The sequence below is a fragment of the Kitasatospora sp. NPDC092948 genome, assembly GCF_044754805.1.
In the GTDB taxonomy this organism is placed as follows: Bacteria; Actinomycetota; Actinomycetes; order Streptomycetales; family Streptomycetaceae; genus Kitasatospora.
The window spans coordinates 17,757-34,091 of sequence record NZ_JBIVPU010000024.1; the positions used below are offsets into that span (position 1 = coordinate 17,757).

Below are 16,335 nucleotides of genomic sequence, written 5' to 3' on the forward strand. Positions count from 1 at the left end.
TCGCCGGGGCACTGATACGCTGGTATCCCGTGGAACTGGTGGGAACGAGGGCCGGGAGCCCCTCCACCGGCGTCACTCTCCGACACGACACCCACGGGAGCCCCCTCTTGGCACAGCCCCATTCCGGCAAGTCGGCCAACGGCCGCGCCGTGACGACCAAGCACCTCTTCGTCACCGGGGGTGTCGCCTCTTCGCTCGGCAAGGGCCTCACCGCCTCCAGCCTCGGCGCCCTGCTCAAGGCCCGCGGCCTCCGCGTGACCATGCAGAAGCTCGACCCGTACCTCAACGTGGACCCGGGCACCATGAACCCGTTTCAGCACGGTGAGGTCTTCGTCACCGACGACGGCGCCGAGACCGACCTCGACATCGGTCACTACGAGCGTTTCCTCGACACCAACCTGCACGGCTCGGCGAACGTCACCACCGGCCAGGTCTACTCCACCGTGATCGCCAAGGAGCGGCGCGGCGAGTACCTCGGCGACACCGTCCAGGTCATCCCGCACATCACCAACGAGATCAAGTCCCGGATCCGCCGGATGGCGACCGAGGACGTCGACGTGGTGATCACCGAGGTCGGCGGCACCGTCGGCGACATCGAGTCGCTGCCGTTCCTGGAGGCGGTCCGCCAGGTCCGCCACGAGGTCGGCCGGGACAACGTCTTCTTCGTGCACGTCTCGCTGCTGCCGTACATCGGCCCGTCCGGCGAGCTCAAGACCAAGCCCACCCAGCACTCGGTGGCCGCGCTGCGCAACATCGGCATCCAGCCCGACGCGATCGTGCTGCGCGCCGACCGCGAGGTGCCGCAGGCCATCAAGCGCAAGATCTCGCTGATGTGCGACGTCGACGAGGAGGCCGTGGTCGCCGCGATCGACGCCAAGTCGATCTACGACATCCCCAAGGTGCTGCACGGCGAGAACCTGGACGCCTACGTGGTGCGCCGCCTCGACCTGCCGTTCCGCGACGTCGACTGGACGGTCTGGGACGACCTGCTGCGCCGCGTCCACGAGCCGCAGCACGTGGTCAAGGTCGCCCTGGTCGGCAAGTACATCGACCTGCCGGACGCGTACCTGTCGGTGACCGAGGCGCTGCGCGCCGGCGGCTTCGCCAACAACGCGCGGGTCGAGATCAAGTGGGTCACCTCCGACGACTGCGAGACCCCCGAGGGCGCGCAGGAGCAGCTCGGTGACGTCGACGCGATCTGCATCCCCGGCGGCTTCGGCGACCGCGGCGTCAACGGCAAGGTCGGCGCGATCACCTACGCCCGCGAGAACAAGATCCCGCTGCTGGGCCTCTGCCTGGGTCTGCAGTGCGTGGTCATCGAGGCCGCCCGCAACCTGGCCGGCCTGCCCGAGGCGAACTCCACCGAGTTCGACCCGGCCGCCAAGCACCCGGTCGTCTCGACCATGGCCGAGCAGCTCGCCATCGTCGACGGCAAGGGCGACCTGGGCGGCACCATGCGTCTGGGCCTGTACCCGGCGAAGCTCGCCGAGGGCTCCATCGTGCGCGAGGTGTACGGCGGCGAGCAGTACGTCGAGGAGCGCCACCGCCACCGCTACGAGGTCAACAACGCCTACCGCGCGGACCTGGAGAAGACCGGCCTGCAGTTCTCCGGCCTCTCCCCGAAGGGCGACCTGGTCGAGTACGTCGAGTACCCGCGCGAGGTCCACCCCTACCTGGTCGCCACCCAGGCGCACCCCGAGCTGAAGTCCCGCCCGACCCGGCCGCACCCGCTGTTCGCGGGCCTGGTCGCCGCGGCGATCGACCGCAAGGTCGGCTGATCGGTTCCTGCTGAGGCCGCCCGTCCCGGAGTTCGCTCCGGGGCGGGCGGCCTCGGCGTGTCGGGGCGGCCCGGTCCGCTAGATTGTGTCGGACTGACGAGAAGGGGTGGTGCCGGGTGACCGGGATTCGCGATGTGGCCGAGGAGTGGGACGTCCGGGACGGGCACACGCCGTTCCAGGGCAGGATGACCGGCATGCGCTCCGAGCAGGTGCGGATGCCCGACGGCAGCTGGGCCCGGCGCGACTACCAGCTCCACCCCGGCTCGGTCGGCATCCTCGCCGTCGACCAGCAGGCCCGCGTCCTGGTCCTGCGCCAGTACCGGCACCCCGTCCGGCACCGGCTGTGGGAGCTGCCCGCCGGGCTGCTGGACGTCCCCGGGGAGAACCCGCTGCACGCGGCCCGGCGCGAGCTCTTCGAAGAGGCGTACTGCAAGGCCGGGACGTGGCGCGTGCTGGTCGACTTCTACACCTCGCCCGGCGGCAGCAACGAGGCCCTGCGGCTCTTCCTCGCCACCGACCTGTCCGAGGCCGACGGCGAGCGCTACGCCGCCCACGGCGAGGAACTGGAACTGGAATCCGCCTGGATCCCGCTCGAACAACTCCTCGACCTGGTGCTGGCCGGCGAACTCCACAACCCCACGCTGGTCACCGGCACCCTCGCCCTGCACGCCGCGCTGTCCCGCGGCAGCATCGACGCCCTCCGCCCGGCCGACGCACCGTGGGCGGCCCGGCCGTTCTGAGCGCGCGCCCCGGGCGCACCGCTCCTCTCCCACCGGCCGCTCCCGCCCGGTCCGGGGCCCCGTTCCGCCGAATCCGGACCTTGCGCCTGTTGGGCCGGGGGGGTGGTGTGGGGGTGGGCGGCACCGGGGTGTCTCGGCGTGGCGGGGTGGTCGAACTACGCTTCGCGGACAGGGCCCGGTGTGCGGGTCCGGGGCGCTGGGCGACGGGTCGGGAGTGGCGCGGGTGGCGAGGGATGCGGCGGCGGTGGCCGAGGCGGCCGGGATCTTCGACGCGTTGCCCGGGGCCGCCCGGCCGTTCGGGGGCCGGACGGCGGAACTCGCGGCGCTGACGGTGGCCGCCGGGCGGCCCTCGCCGGGGCGCGGACGGCTGCTGGTGCTGGCGGGGCGGCCGGGCTCGGGCCGCACCGCGCTGGCCGTGCAGTGGGCCCGCAACGTCGTCGCCGAGTACCCGGACGGGCTGCTGTACGCGCGGCTGTCCGCGCCCGACGGGACGCGGGTGGGCGCGGGGCGGGCCGCCCGGATGCTGCTGGACCAGCTCGGCGAGCGGCCCGGCCTGGCGCTGCTGCCCGGCGCCGCCGAGGAGGACCCGGCGTGCGAGGCGCTGCGGGAGGCCCTGGCCGCGCGGCGGGCGCTGCTGCTGCTGGACGACGTGCGGGACACCGGCCAGGTGTGGCCGCTGCTCGCCGAGAAGACCGAGTCGCTGGTGCTGGCCACCACCTCGGGGCCGCTGACCGGCATCGACGGCATCGACCCGGTGATCCTCGGCGGCCTGGAGCACCGCGGTGCGGTCGAGCTGCTGTCCGTCCTCGTCGGCGGCACCCGGATCTCCTGCGACCCGGTCGGCGCGGCCGAGCTCGCCGAGGCGTGCGCCAACCGTCCGGCGGCGCTGCGGCTGGCCGCGGGCTGGCTGCGCAGCGAGCCCCGACTGCCCGTCACCGAGGCCGCCGTCCGGCTGCGGCAGCCCGTGGAACAGCCGCGGGAGCGCTCCCGCACGGCGGCGGAGCGGCCGGACACCGTGCCGGTGGTGGAGGGCGACCCGCTGCGGGGGGCGTTCGAGCCCGCGTACCGGCGGCTGCCGGCGGCCCGGGCGCGGCTGCTGCGGCTGTGCACGCTGGCGCCGGGCCAGCAGGTCGACCTGCGGACCGCGTCGGCGCTGGTGGGCTGCCCGGCGCCGGAGGCCGGGACGCACCTGGCGGCGCTGGCCGAGCTGGAGCTGATGGAGCGGGAGCCGGCCGCCGCCGACGGCACCGAGCGCTACCGGGTGCCGGGACGGCTGTACGGGCGGCTGGTGGAGCTGCGCGCCGAGATCGACCGGCCGTCCGAACTGGAGCTGGCCCGGGCCCGGCTGCTGGAGCGGCTGGTGCGGCTGGTCGACTCGGCGCGGCTGCTGCTGGACCCGGCGGCCGGCCCGAACCCCGACCCGCTGCCGGGGCCGCTGCGGCTGCGTTCGGCCGCGCACGCCGGGCAGTGGCTGCTGGGGGAGCGCGAGCAGCTGCTGGCGGCGGTCGCGGACGCCGTCGGCCAGGGCGACCTGGACGGCACCGCGGGCCGCCTGGTGACGGCCCTGCTGCGCGCCCTGCCGCTGACCGGGGAGGCCGCGCCGGCGGACCTGCACGCGCTGCACGAGTCGGTGCTGAAGGTCGCCCGGCGCCAGGGCGCCCCGCGCCGGGCCGCCGCCGCGCTGCTCAACCTCGGCGACCTGCAGGCCGACGCGGACCGCTGGGAGCAGGCCGCCGAGCGCTACCGGCGGGCCGTGGAGCTGTTCCGGGGCGCGGGCGACGAGGCCGGCTGCGCCCGGGCGCTGGAGTCGGTGGGCCACTGCCACCGGGCGCTCGGCGATCCGCTGCGGGCCGCCGACGCGTACGGGCGGGCGCTGGCACTGCGGCAGGCGGTCGGCGACCAGGTCACGGAGGCCCGGCTGCTGGTGCGGCTGGCGGAGGCGCACACCGCGCTGCGGCGGTTCGAGGAGGCGCTGCGCGAGTACCGCTCGGCCGCGGCGGTGCTGCGCCGGATCGGCGACCGGGAAGGTCGGCAGCGGGTCGCGGCGCTGGCCGGGCGGCTGCGGGAGCACCTCGGCCAGGAGGGGTTTCGACCGCTTTCGGAGTAGTGTCTTGAGTGCGGAGTTCACCCCGAAAAATGGCCCCAGGAGGCCTGCAAGCCTACGAACTTGCCAATGAGTCGAGCTGATTTGTTCTCTTTGGAAGGCTGACACGCTTCCTGGGCTTCATTACAATCGAACTCGGTCGCGCATGGATCTATGCACCGGTTGCCCCGTTGTACCCCTCGTGCGCGTCGCCCCGCCGGTCTTCCCCCGGTAGGTTCCCCATGGCAAGAGGACGTGTTAGCCGTGAAGGTCGGCATCCCCCGCGAGGTCAAGAACCACGAGTACCGCGTGGCCATCACGCCTGCCGGCGTGCATGAGCTGGTCCGCAACGGACACGAGGTCGTCATCGAGGACAACGCCGGTGTCGGCTCCTCGATCCCCAACGAGGAGTACGTGGCCGCCGGTGCGACCATCCTCCCCACCGCCGACGAGGTGTGGGCCGCGGCCGACATGATCCTCAAGGTGAAGGAGCCCATCGCGTCGGAGTACCACCGACTGCGCAAGGGCCAGACCCTCTTCACCTACCTGCACCTGGCTGCCGACCGCCCCGGCACCGACGCGCTGATCGCCTCCGGCACCACCGCCATCGCGTACGAGACCGTGCAGCTGACGAACGGCGCGCTGCCGCTGCTCGCCCCGATGTCCGAGGTCGCGGGCCGCCTGGCCCCGCAGGTCGGCTCGTACCACCTGATGCGTCCGGCCGGCGGCCGCGGCACCCTGCCCGGTGGCGTGCCCGGCACCCACTCGGCCAAGGCCGTCGTCATCGGCGGTGGCGTCTCCGGCTGGCACGCGGCCACCATCGCCATCGGCATGGGCTACGACGTGACCCTGCTGGACCGCGACATCAACAAGCTGCGCGAGGCCGACAAGATCTTCGGCAACAAGATCAAGGCCATCGTCTCCAACTCCTTCGAGCTGGAGAAGGCCGTCGTCGAGGCCGACCTGGTCATCGGCGCCGTGCTGATCCCGGGCGCCAAGGCCCCGAAGCTCGTCACCAACGAGCTGGTCTCCCGCATGAAGCCGGGCTCCGTGCTCGTCGACATCGCCATCGACCAGGGCGGCTGCTTCGAGGACTCGCACGCCACCACGCACGCCGAGCCGACCTTCCAGGTCCACAACTCGGTCTTCTACTGCGTGGCGAACATGCCGGGCGCCGTCCCGAACACCTCCACCTACGCCCTCACCAACGCCACCCTGCCGTACGTGGTGGAGCTGGCGAACCGTGGCTGGAAGGAGGCGCTGCGCCGCGACGCCGCCCTGGCCAAGGGCCTGAACGTCCACGAGGGCCAGATCACCTTCCCGGCCGTCGCCGAGGCCTTCGGCCTGGAGTCGGTCTCGCTGGAGAGCGTCCTCGCCTGACGCCCCGCACCCGCTGTCGCCCCCGGCCGTCCTCACCCTTCGGTTCGGGGGCTTCGGCATGCCCGAAACGCCCCGGGGGTTTCGCCGGGATGTCCGGAGGTGTCCACGGCCGGTCAATTGCGGTGCGGTTTGTCACCCGCTCTGTCGACAAGGACACCTGACGCCTGTCTGACGCCCCCTCATGGCCCACCGCCTGCGCGGAAACGTTAGGGTCGTCTCTTGACACGGGGTGGGTGAGTGGCCGACACAACCGGCCCACTACCGTGGATTGTGTTGCTGCGAATGCCCGAAACGGCCTAGAGTCGCAAACCGTTGGCATGCTGCCACGCTGACGAATCGACATAGAGTCCTGGATGTCCAAGGAGGTAAGACGACTTGTGAATGAGTCGACATTTGCTCCCGGGGGTGGTCAGCCAGGACTGGCGGAGCTCTCCGCCGGGCAGCCGAACGAGGAAGCCCGGCACGCCACGGTGGGTGCGCAGGAGGTCGGCTCGGTCGCGGTCCGTACCTTCGAGGCGCGCCAGAGCGCGGCGACAGCCGCCACCGACTACGACGCCGACTTCGCGGCGTACGGCCTGGCCTACAACGAGCTCGGCTACGGGCCGTACGACGACCCGGACGCCGAGTACGAGCCCGACCCCGAGTACGCCGCCACGCTGGCCCCCGACGCGGCCCGCCAGCGCCGCGAGCGGGTCGGACCGACCGGCCGGCCGCTGCCGTACTTCCCGATCCCCGCGCCGCTCGCCGAGCACGGCCCCGCGCAGATCATCGCGATGTGCAACCAGAAGGGCGGAGTCGGCAAGACCACCTCCACCATCAACCTGGGCGCCGCACTCGCCGAGTACGGCCGCCGGGTCCTGCTGGTGGACTTCGACCCGCAGGGCGCGCTCTCCGTCGGCCTCGGCGTCAACCCGATGGAACTCGACGTCACGGTCTACAACCTGCTCATGGAGCGGGGCCTGACGGCCGATGAGGTCCTGCTGAAGACCGCCATCCCCGGCATGGACCTGCTGCCGTCCAACATCGACCTGTCGGCCGCCGAGGTGCAGCTGGTCAGCGAGGTCGCCCGCGAGTCCGCGCTGGCCCGCGCGCTCAAGCCGCTGCTGCCCGACTACGACTACGTCATCATCGACTGCCAGCCCTCGCTGGGCCTGCTGACGGTCAATGCCCTGACGGCCGCTCACAGCGTCATCGTGCCGCTGGAATGCGAGTTCTTCGCGCTGCGCGGCGTCGCGCTGCTCACCGAGACCATCGAGAAGGTCTGCGAGCGGCTCAACCCCGAACTGCGCCTGGACGGCATCCTCGCCACCATGTACGACTCCCGCACCGTGCACTCGCGCGAGGTGCTGGCCCGGGTCGTCGAGGCGTTCGGCGAGCACGTCTTCCACACCGTCATCGGACGGACCGTCAGGTTCCCCGAGACCACCGTGGCCGGCGAGCCGATCACCACCTACGCCACCAACTCGGTGGGCGCGGCCGCCTACCGACAGCTCGCCAGGGAGGTGCTCGACCGGTGCCGCCCCGTCGAGTGAGTCTCCCGGGGGCCGACGAGCTGTTCCGGGCGACCGGCGGAATGGCCCTGTCGCCCTCGCTCGCCCGCAACGGTTCCGGCGGCGGCGCGAGTGCCTCCGGCGGTGCCGCGGGGGCGCAGGAGCCTCCGAAGGACGGCCAGAGCGGGGCCGGGGCGGGCCGCACGGCCGACGTCCCGGCCGCCCGGCCGGAGCCCGGAGCCGCGCCCGCGGGGCGCGCGGAGGACCCCGCGGAGGCGGCCCGACGGGCGGCGACCACGACGGTGCGCGGACGCGGACGGGCCCGGCGCCCGTCCGGGCGGGAGCGGCACGACGAGAAGATCACCGTGTACGTGTCCGCCGAGGAGCTGATGGACCTGGAGCACGCGCGGCTGGTGCTGCGCGGCGAGCACGGGCTCGCGGTCGATCGCGGGCGGGTGGTGCGCGAGGCGATCTCGGTTGTGCTGGCGGATCTGGAGCAGCGAGGCGAAGCGTCGATCCTGGTGCGGCGGTTGCGGGGGCGCTGAGTCGCACCCACGTGCAACTTGCTGCCGGCGGCGCGATCTTTCCGGCGTTCGCCTTCCGACTCGCGCAGTTCCTCGCGCCCCTGGTTTCGCGCCCGCCAGCGCTTGCCTGCCAGAATTGGCCGTTATGTTCCAGGTCCGGTTGGAGAACTTCGAGGGGCCGTTCGACCTGCTGCTCGGGCTGATCGCGAAGCACAGGATGGACGTCACCGAGGTGGCGTTGTCGCAGGTCACCGATGAGTTCGTGGCGCACATCCGGGCGATGGGGCCGGAGTGGGACCTGGACGCGGCGACGGAGTTCCTGGTGGTGGCGGCGACGCTGCTGGACCTGAAGGCGGCGCGGCTGCTTCCGGCCGCCGAGGTCGAGGACGAGGAGGACCTGGCGCTGCTGGAGGCGCGGGACCTGCTGTTCGCGCGGCTGTTGCAGTACCGGGCGTACAAGAAGGTGGCGGAGCTGTTCGCCGAGCGGTGGGCGGCGGAGTCGTCGCGCCGGCCGCGGACGGTCGGGCTGGAGCCGCACCACGCGCAGCTGCTGCCCGAGGTGGTGCTGTCGATCGGGCCGGAGCGGTTCGCGCAGCTGGCGGCGCGGGCGTTCGTGCCGAAGCCGAAGCCGGCGGTGTACGTGGACCACATCCACATGCCACCGGTGAGCGTGCGGGAGCAGGCGGCGCTGGTGGTGGAGCGGCTGACCGCGCTGGGGGAGGCGACGTTCGGGCGGCTGGTCGAGGACGCGGACAACGAGCTGGTGGTGGTGGCCCGGTTCCTGGCGCTGCTGGAGCTGTACCGGGAGAAGGTGCTGGCGTTCGAGCAGCCGCAGGCCCTGGAGGAGCTGGTGGTGCGCTGGGTCGCCGAGGGGGACCGGACGGTCGAGGTGACCGACGAGTTCGACCGCCCCGCGGGCGGTGGCGAGGAAGGCGGTTCCCGATGACGGAGCGGCAGTCGCGGCGGGCGCTCGGCCTGCCCGGACAGGCCCGGCCCGGGGAGTGGCAGGAGTCGGCGTACCCCGACGGCGAGCGGGTGGAGCCGGTGGAACGCGTCCTGGCGCTGCCGGATCCGGATCCGGAGCCGCTGCCGGAGCCCGGGGCGCCGCTGCGGGCGGAGCTGGAGGCGGTGCTGATGGTCGCCGACGAGCCGGTCGCGGAGGGCCGACTGGCCTCGGCGCTGGCTGCGCCGCAGGGCGAAGTGGCCGCCGTACTGCGGCAGTTGGCCGCCGAGTACACGGCGCAGGGGCGCGGGTTCGAGCTGCGGCAGGTGGCCGGCGGGTGGCGGTTCTACAGCCGCGCGGAGTGCTCCGCGGCGGTGGAGCGGTTCGTGCTGGACGGGCAGCAGGCCCGGCTCACGCAGGCCGCGCTGGAGACGCTGGCGGTGGTGGCGTACCGGCAGCCGGTGTCGCGCGGGCGGGTTTCCGCGGTCCGTGGTGTGAACTGCGACGGCGTGATGCGTACCCTGGTACAGCGAGGACTGGTCGAAGAAGCCGGCACCGAGCCCGAGACCGGAGCGATCCTGTATCGGACGACGAACTACTTCCTGGAACGGATGGGGCTGCGCGGCCTGGACGAGCTGCCGGAGCTCGCGCCCTTCCTGCCCGAGGTCGACGACGTGGAAACGGAGTCCCTGGAGGGCACGATGATCGCGCAGGCGGTCGCCGCCGCACAGGAGGGGCCGAACCAGGCCGACCGGACCCAGACGGATACGACGTACGGACATTTTGATGCGTAGCAGTGGCAACGGCAGGAACAGCGGCGGCGGTCAGGGCCGGGGTGGACAGGGCGGCCGGGGCGGCCAGCAGGGCGGCAGCCGCGGCGGTTCGTCCTACGGCCAGGGCGGCGGCCAGGGCGGCCAGGGCGGCCGGGGCGGTTCGTCCCGCGGCGGCGGCTCGTACGGCGGCGGCGGCCAGGGCGGTTCGTCCCGCGGCGGCTCGTACGGCGGCGGCCAGGGTGGCTCGTCCCGTGGCGGCGGCTCGTACGGCGGCGGCTCGGGCTCGTACGGCGGGTCGTCGCGCGGCGGCAGCGGGCGCGAGGAGCGCCGCTACCCGGACCGGCCGCTGCGGCCGGAGGAGCGCAAGTACGACCGCCCCGAGTACGGCGGCGGCCCGAACGCGACGCCGTCGTACAGCGCCTACGGTTCGCGCAAGCCCGGGGCGGCGCCCCGGCCGCGTCGGGACGGGCAGGGCGCGCCCGGCGACCCGCGGCGTCAGCCGCAGCGTTCGCGCGAGCTGCAGGGCAAGATCGAGGACCGGGTGCTGGCCCGCCACGAGGGCCCCGGCAAGCAGGTCGGCGAGGAGGGCGAGCGTCTGCAGAAGGTGCTGGCCCGGGCCGGCATGGGCAGCCGACGCGCCTGCGAGGAGCTGATCGCGCAGGGCCGGGTCGAGGTCAACGGCAAGCTCGTGGTCGAGCAGGGCCTGCGGGTCGACCCGATGAAGGACGAGATCAAGGTCGACGGGCTGACCGTCGCCACCCAGTCCTACCTGTTCTTCGCGCTGAACAAGCCGGCCGGCGTGGTCTCCACCATGGAGGACCCGGAGGGCCGCCAGTGCTTGGGCGACTACGTGACCAACCGGGAGACCCGGCTGTTCCACGTCGGCCGCCTGGACACCGAGACCGAGGGCATCATCCTGCTCACCAACCACGGCGAGCTGGCGCACCGCCTGACCCACCCCAAGTACGGCGTCACCAAGACGTACCTGGCGGCCATCCAGGGCCCGATCCCGCGCGACCTGGGCAAGCAGCTCGCCAAGGGCGTGGAGCTGGAGGACGGCTGGGCGCGCGCCGACAGCTTCAAGGTGATCTCGAACGTCGGCAAGAACTACCTGGTCGAGGTGACCCTGCACGAGGGTCGCAAGCACATCGTGCGCCGCCTGCTGGCCGAGGTCGGCTTCCCGGTGGAGAAGCTGGTGCGGACCGCCTTCGGGCCGATCTCGCTCGGCGACCAGAAGTCGGGCTGGCTGCGCCGCCTGACCAACCCCGAGGTGGGGGCGCTGATGCACGAGGTCGGGCTGTAACGGCTCGCCTTCGGGAGCCCGTTCGCCGTGCGACGGCGGGCGGGCTCCCGGCGTGTACGGAGGACTTTGCCGGGTCTTGACCGGTGAGCGGGGCCGTGCGGCCTTGCTATCGTTCGACCCGTTGGCAGAAAATTGCCACCGAAGTTCGCCCCGGCGCGTGGCGGAAGTGCGCCATCGCGTCAGGGGACGGGGCGGCGGGGGAAGGAAGTTCATGCTCGACGCATTCACCGTGCTGGGCCTCGGCCGGCCGGACGGCCAGGTGTACGCCGCGCTGGTCGTCGCGCCGCAGTCGACCGCCCAGGAGCTGGCCGAACACTGCGGCCTGACCCTGGAGCAGTGCCGGCAGGCGCTGGACCGCCTCGCCGAACAGGGCATGGCGACGCGCGCCCCGGTCGACCGGGAGCGCTACCTGGCCGTCGCCCCCGACGTCGCCATCGGCACCCTGATAGGCCACCGCGAGGCCGAACTGCGGTCCGCCCGTGCCGAGATGCACCGCCTGATGGACGCGTTCCGGGAGGCCTCCCGGTACACCGACCCGGCGCACTCGGTGGAGGTGCTCACCGGCGGCGAGGCGATCAACCAGCGGCTGGACCACCTGGTGGAGTCCGGCCAGTACCAGATTCGCGGCTTCGACTGCCCGCCGTACGTGCAGGACCCGACCGTGCAGCAGCCCCGGCAGCGGGCCAAGCTCAAGGCCGGGGTGCGGATCCGCACCGTCTTCGACAAGGAGGCGATCGCCTGGCCCGGACGGCTGGAGCAGGAGATCCTCACCGGCGTCGAGGACGGCGAGGAGGCCCGGGTCCGGCCGGTGCTGCCGATGAAGATGATGATGGCCGACGACAAGATGGCGATCATCCCGATCAGCGTCGGCGACAGCGTCCTGGACGCCGCGTACGTCATCCACCCGTCCGCCCTGCTGCAGGCCCTGGACGCGCTGTTCGAGGCCGAGTGGGAGCGGGCCGTGCCGCTGCAGACGGTCATCGGCGGCGGGGACGGGCCCGGGCCGGACTCCGACCACCTGAAGCTGCTCGGGCTGCTCGCCGCCGGCCTCACCGACGAGTCGATCGCCCGCTCGCTCGGCTGGAGCGCCCGTACCACTCAGCGCCGCCTGCAGGGCCTGATGCGCGAACTCGGGGCCACCACCCGGTTCCAGGCCGGGATGGCGGCCCGCGAGCGCGGCTGGCTGTGACGCCCGGTCAGCTCCAGGGGAGCAGCGCGGCCCAGCGCCCGTCCGGGCCGCGCTCCAGCTTCTCCAGGCCCACCACGGCCGTCCGGTTCAGCCGCCCGTAGATGTGCGGGAACAGCACCCCCGGGGTGCTGCCGGGAGGCGGCCCGCCGGTGGCCGCCTCCCACTTCACCATCGGTTCGACGAGCTTCTCCTCGATCAGCAGCGCCATCAGCGGATCCGGCGTGTCCGGGAAGAACAGGTTGGCGACCGCCAGCACCGTGGTCTCGTCCGGCGAGCAGTGCAGGAAGCCCTCGGTGAGCAGCGAGGCGGCGGTGTACGGCCGGCCCGGGTCGCGCAGCCAGTCGTCCAGCGGGGCGAGATGGTAGATCATGTCTCTTTTGTACCGGAGTTGACGGCCCGTCGGGAGCGGCCGCTCACAGGCCCGCCACCTTCGCCGTCGCCGACACCTCGTACACCAGCGTCACGGTGCGCCGGCCGCCCGGCGGCAGCGGCACCTCCCAGCGGGCGATGCCGTCGGCGTCCAGCTCGTCCGGCGGCGGCGCGCACCGGTCCCCCAGCAGCCGCACCTCCACCGCCTGCACCTCGGAGACCGGGATCCGCTCGCGGACCGTCACCACCTGCTCGGCGTCCTCGCCGGGCGCGGAGAACCGCGACAGGTGCAGGCGCACCGTGCGGGTCAGCAGGGTGCGCCGGTCGCCCAGGCCGACGCCCTCGCGGCGCTCCTCGGCCTCCCGGACCACCCGCAGGCCGTCCGTGGAGCCGAACGCCAGGCGCACCGGCGCGCCCGGCGCGGCGAACTCCAGCGCGCCCCGGCCGGTCCAGCCGGAGCCGCGCACCAGGTCCACCGGGCCCGCCAGCAGCGCGTGCCCCGAGGCGTTGCGGAACGACACCACCTCCGTCACCAGCTCCGACAGCTCCGGCACCGCCGCGAACTCGCTGCGCGCCCCGGTCTCGAACGCGCTCACCGGCACCCGGTGCGCCCGCCCGTCCGAGGGCACCGTGACCGGCTCGGCGGCCCGCAGCACCCGCACCTCGCCGCCGTCGTCCACCCCCGGCAGGCCCGGCTCCAGCGGTCCGGCGTCGGAGATCAGCTGCTCGCGCAGCTCCACCTCGACGGTCTTCTTCTCCTGCGCCGAGCGCTCCCGCAGCACCAGCCGGTCCTCCAGCAGCGCCGGAGGCTCGCCCGCCGACGCCGAGCGGGCCGTCGACAGCGTCAGCGCGACGCCCGACCAGTCCTCGCCGGTGCGCTGCCACACCACCGCCTCGGTCTCCAACCGCAGCGTGTCGCCCACCAGTTCGGCCCGGTACGCGGGCCGCCACAGGGCACACGCCGACAGATGCCCCACCCGGGCCAGGAACCGGCCCGGCACGGCGCACTCCACCGACAGCTCCACGAACGCCAGCAGCTCGGCCGGCTCCTCCTCGGCCCGGGCCAGCGCCAGCTCCGCCTGCCCCTGGGCCGCCGCCAGCTCCACCGCGCGCATCCGCGAGGCCCGCAGCTGCTCGCCGTACGACTCCCGTTCCGCGTCCACCCGGTCCAGCTCGCGCGACCAGCGGGCCTGCTCCAACTCGCCGACGCCCGCGCCCTCGCCGATCTCCCGCAGCAGGTCCGCGGCCAGCTGCCCGAGCAGCGCCAGCCGCGCCTCCAGCCGCTCCTGGCGGCGCGACTCCGCCAGGTACTCCCGCTCCAACCGGTGCACCCGCCGCCGCAGCGCCGAATCGTCCGGGCCCGGGGCGAGCGGCGCCGGCGGCTGCCAGGACCGCACCAGGCGGACGTCCAGCACCTTCGCCCCGTCGGTCGGCGCGCCGTCCCCGGCCAGCACCGCCGCATGCAGCGAACGGTCCACCGCCAGCGCCGTCACCGGGCCCAGCCGCAGCCGGTGCACGCCCGGTGAAAGCTCCAGCTCCGCCGTCCGCTCCAGCTGCGCCCGGTCCTCCAGGCACGTCACGGCGGTCACCGGAAGGGCGATCGTCTCCTCGTACACGTTCAACTCCTCCGGTTCCCGCCGACCACGGCCCTACCGGCCGGGATACGGATCACATAACCGCCCGTCAGCTCCGCCGAACCACCCGGCGGCACCACCACCCGCCGGATCCGCGCCGACGACGGCAGCTGCGCGGTCGGCTCGTCCGGCGGCGACCAGCCCGGCCGCTCCTCGATCCGCACCTCCGCGTCGCCGCTCACCGGCACCCGCTCGCGGACCTCCACCGGCGCGTCGTGCGGCAGCCGGTTCACCAGCTCGATCCGCACCTGGTGGTCCAGCACCGTCGTCGAGTTCAGCACCCCCGACGTCGACTCCCGCACCTCGCTGTGCCGGGCCACCCGGACCTCCTCCGCCCGGCCCAGGCCCACCTCGCGCACCCCGCCCGGGGCCAGCGTCGGCAGCGCCGCCGTCGCCAGGAAATCGCCGTCCACCGACACCTCCACCGGCCCCGCCAGCAGCGCGTGCGCCGTGCCGTTCGCCAGCTCCAGCACCGCGTACACCGCCTCCTCCACCGACGGCACGCACACGTAACGCGTCGTCACCTCCACCGGCAGCTCCGCCACCGCCACCGTGTGCCACACCCCGTCCGAGGGGATGTCCGCCGGGGCCTGCGCGTCGAAACGGTGGTCGAACGACCCCGCCGAGACGCGCGGCCACGCCGCGAACGCGGGCAGGGGCAGGTGACGCACCGCCTGCGCCTGCTGCCACGACTCCGGAACGGCCGGCTCGCCACGCGGGAACAGCCGGCCCCGGCGGAAGTCCGCGTCCTGCGGGCCGGCCAGGACCATCCCCGCGTAGTCCAGCTGGTCGGTGGACGGACGCGGGCCGCCCGAGGGCTCCGCCAGGTCCGCGAACGGCGCCGCGCTCCGCAACTCCTCCGACGCGAACGCCGCCGACGCGAACGCCACCGGCGCGAACGCCACCGGCGCGAACGCCACCGGCGCCGTACCGCCGAACGCCGTCGCCGCGACCGGCGCCGGGGCGCCGGGGCCGGGGGCACCGGGGGCCGGCGGCGGGCCCTGCGGCGGTGGGCCCGACGGCGCGACCGGCGCGACCGGGGCGGGCATCGACCGGGGCCGCTTCGCGCCCGCCCCGGCGAAACCCGCCGGCCGGGCCGGCTTCGCCGCCGCCACCATCGGCGCCACGGAGACCGCAGGCGGCCACTCCGGCGCCGGCTTCGACGCCTGCGCGCCCACCCAGTCGGCGAACAACTCCTCCAGCCCCGCCGGCTGCGCCCGCCACCCCGACGGCGCCGGAACCGGCTGGCGGCGGCCGATCCGCAGCGAACTCAGCCTCGGCAGCCCGCTCGGCCGGGCCAGATCCGCCGTCGACAGCGCCAACCGCACCCCCGACCAGTCCTCGCCCGTCCGCTGCGCCACCGACGCCCGCAGCACCAGCCGCGCCGAACGCTCACCCCGGCGGTGTGCCAACCGGTACGTCGGCACCCACACCGCGCCCGGCACCGCGTACTCCACCTCCAGCTCCACCGGCCCCGCGCCCCGCACCGTCACCAGCGCCTGCGCCGACGACTCCACACCGCCCGGCCGATCGGCACTCGACCGCTGCCGCGCCCGGACCGCCGCCACGTCGAACGCGTGCTCCGCCAGCCGCACCTGCTGCGCCAGCTCCACCGCCCGCTCGTGCAGCACAGCCAGGCGCGCGTCCACGAACTCCGCCAGCTCCAGCACCGCGTCCGCGGGCGCCCGCCGCAGCCCCTCGTCCCGGCGGCGCTGCGGCGGCACCGGGCGCAGCGCCGCCACCTCGCGGATCCGCGCGTCGAGGCGCTCCTGACGCTCCAGCAGGCGGTCGCGCTCCGTGCCCAGCTCCACCAACTCCCGCTCCCAGGCAGGCGATTCGTCGTCCTCGCGGACGTGCTCCGCAGCCTCGACGCGGGCCTCCACGACCTGCGCGCCGCCGGCCAGCACCCGGACCCGCAGCGAACCCTCCGCCGCGAGCTGCGGCAGCCCCGCCACCCGCACCCGGCCGTCCGCCGGCAGCACACCCGACGCGCGGCGCCGGCACACCGCGCCCACCGCGTGCACCACCACCGACTCCAGCCTCGACTCCCACACCGCCTGCTGCCCCGCCACCTCGCCCCCTTCGCCGCCGGCCCGAACCCCGGACCCGGGCGCCCAGTCTGCACCCAA

The 16,335-nt window shown here is 74.0% G+C and carries 13 protein-coding genes; 10 read left to right on the forward strand and 3 right to left on the reverse strand.

Going from position 1 to position 16,335, the window contains the following annotated elements:
• Window positions 1-107 precede the first annotated feature (107 nt).
• From ACIQF6_RS35245 to ACIQF6_RS35290, 10 genes are all read left to right on the forward strand, one after another.
• Window positions 108-1,778, forward strand: coding sequence for a CTP synthase (locus ACIQF6_RS35245; RefSeq protein ID WP_400902769.1), 1,671 nt, complete (start codon window positions 108-110; stop codon window positions 1,776-1,778).
• A gap of 116 nt (window positions 1,779-1,894) precedes the next feature.
• On the forward strand, window positions 1,895-2,518 hold the full coding sequence (locus ACIQF6_RS35250) for an NUDIX domain-containing protein (protein ID WP_400902772.1): 624 nt from the start codon (window positions 1,895-1,897) through the stop codon (window positions 2,516-2,518).
• 223 nt (window positions 2,519-2,741) lie between these two features.
• Window positions 2,742-4,625: a tetratricopeptide repeat protein gene (locus ACIQF6_RS35255; protein ID WP_400902775.1), complete on the forward strand. Its 1,884-nt coding sequence runs from the start codon at window positions 2,742-2,744 to the stop codon at window positions 4,623-4,625.
• Window positions 4,626-4,865: 240 nt separating this feature from the next.
• Complete coding sequence (gene ald, locus ACIQF6_RS35260) at window positions 4,866-5,981, forward strand: alanine dehydrogenase (RefSeq protein ID WP_400902777.1); 1,116 nt, start codon at window positions 4,866-4,868, stop codon at window positions 5,979-5,981.
• A gap of 470 nt (window positions 5,982-6,451) precedes the next feature.
• Entirely contained in the window at window positions 6,452-7,513 is a 1,062-nt protein-coding gene (locus ACIQF6_RS35265) for a ParA family protein (RefSeq protein WP_400902898.1), read from the forward strand.
• Window positions 7,514-7,554: 41 nt separating this feature from the next.
• Window positions 7,555-8,016, forward strand: coding sequence for a hypothetical protein (locus ACIQF6_RS35270; RefSeq protein ID WP_400902900.1), 462 nt, complete (start codon window positions 7,555-7,557; stop codon window positions 8,014-8,016).
• Window positions 8,017-8,140: 124 nt separating this feature from the next.
• Entirely contained in the window at window positions 8,141-8,941 is an 801-nt protein-coding gene (locus ACIQF6_RS35275; RefSeq protein WP_400902780.1) for a segregation and condensation protein A, read from the forward strand.
• Between the two features lie 188 nt (window positions 8,942-9,129).
• Entirely contained in the window at window positions 9,130-9,732 is a 603-nt protein-coding gene (gene scpB, locus ACIQF6_RS35280) for an SMC-Scp complex subunit ScpB (protein WP_400902903.1), read from the forward strand.
• The gene (locus ACIQF6_RS35285; RefSeq protein ID WP_400902783.1) at window positions 9,725-11,014 is read left to right on the forward strand and encodes a pseudouridine synthase; all 1,290 of its coding nucleotides are present in this window, start codon (window positions 9,725-9,727) and stop codon (window positions 11,012-11,014) included. The genes scpB and ACIQF6_RS35285 overlap by 8 nt, the downstream gene beginning before the upstream one ends.
• A gap of 211 nt (window positions 11,015-11,225) precedes the next feature.
• A complete protein-coding gene (locus ACIQF6_RS35290; protein ID WP_400902786.1) occupies window positions 11,226-12,203 on the forward strand; it encodes a helix-turn-helix domain-containing protein in 978 nt (325 codons plus the stop codon).
• Between the two features lie 7 nt (window positions 12,204-12,210).
• Here ACIQF6_RS35290 and ACIQF6_RS35295 read toward each other — a convergent pair whose 3' ends face one another.
• Genes ACIQF6_RS35295 through ACIQF6_RS35305 form a run of 3 tightly spaced genes read right to left on the reverse strand, consistent with a single transcriptional unit; the run spans window position 12,211 to window position 16,278 of the window.
• Window positions 12,211-12,573, reverse strand: a complete 363-nt coding sequence (locus ACIQF6_RS35295; RefSeq protein ID WP_400902789.1) for a DUF952 domain-containing protein — start codon at window positions 12,571-12,573, stop codon at window positions 12,211-12,213.
• A gap of 43 nt (window positions 12,574-12,616) precedes the next feature.
• Window positions 12,617-14,194, reverse strand: a complete 1,578-nt coding sequence (locus ACIQF6_RS35300; protein ID WP_400902791.1) for a DUF4139 domain-containing protein — start codon at window positions 14,192-14,194, stop codon at window positions 12,617-12,619.
• Window positions 14,191-16,278, reverse strand: a complete 2,088-nt coding sequence (locus tag ACIQF6_RS35305; protein WP_400902794.1) for a DUF4139 domain-containing protein — start codon at window positions 16,276-16,278, stop codon at window positions 14,191-14,193. Before ACIQF6_RS35305 ends, ACIQF6_RS35300 begins: the two co-directional genes overlap by 4 nt.
• Window positions 16,279-16,335: the final 57 nt, after the last annotated feature.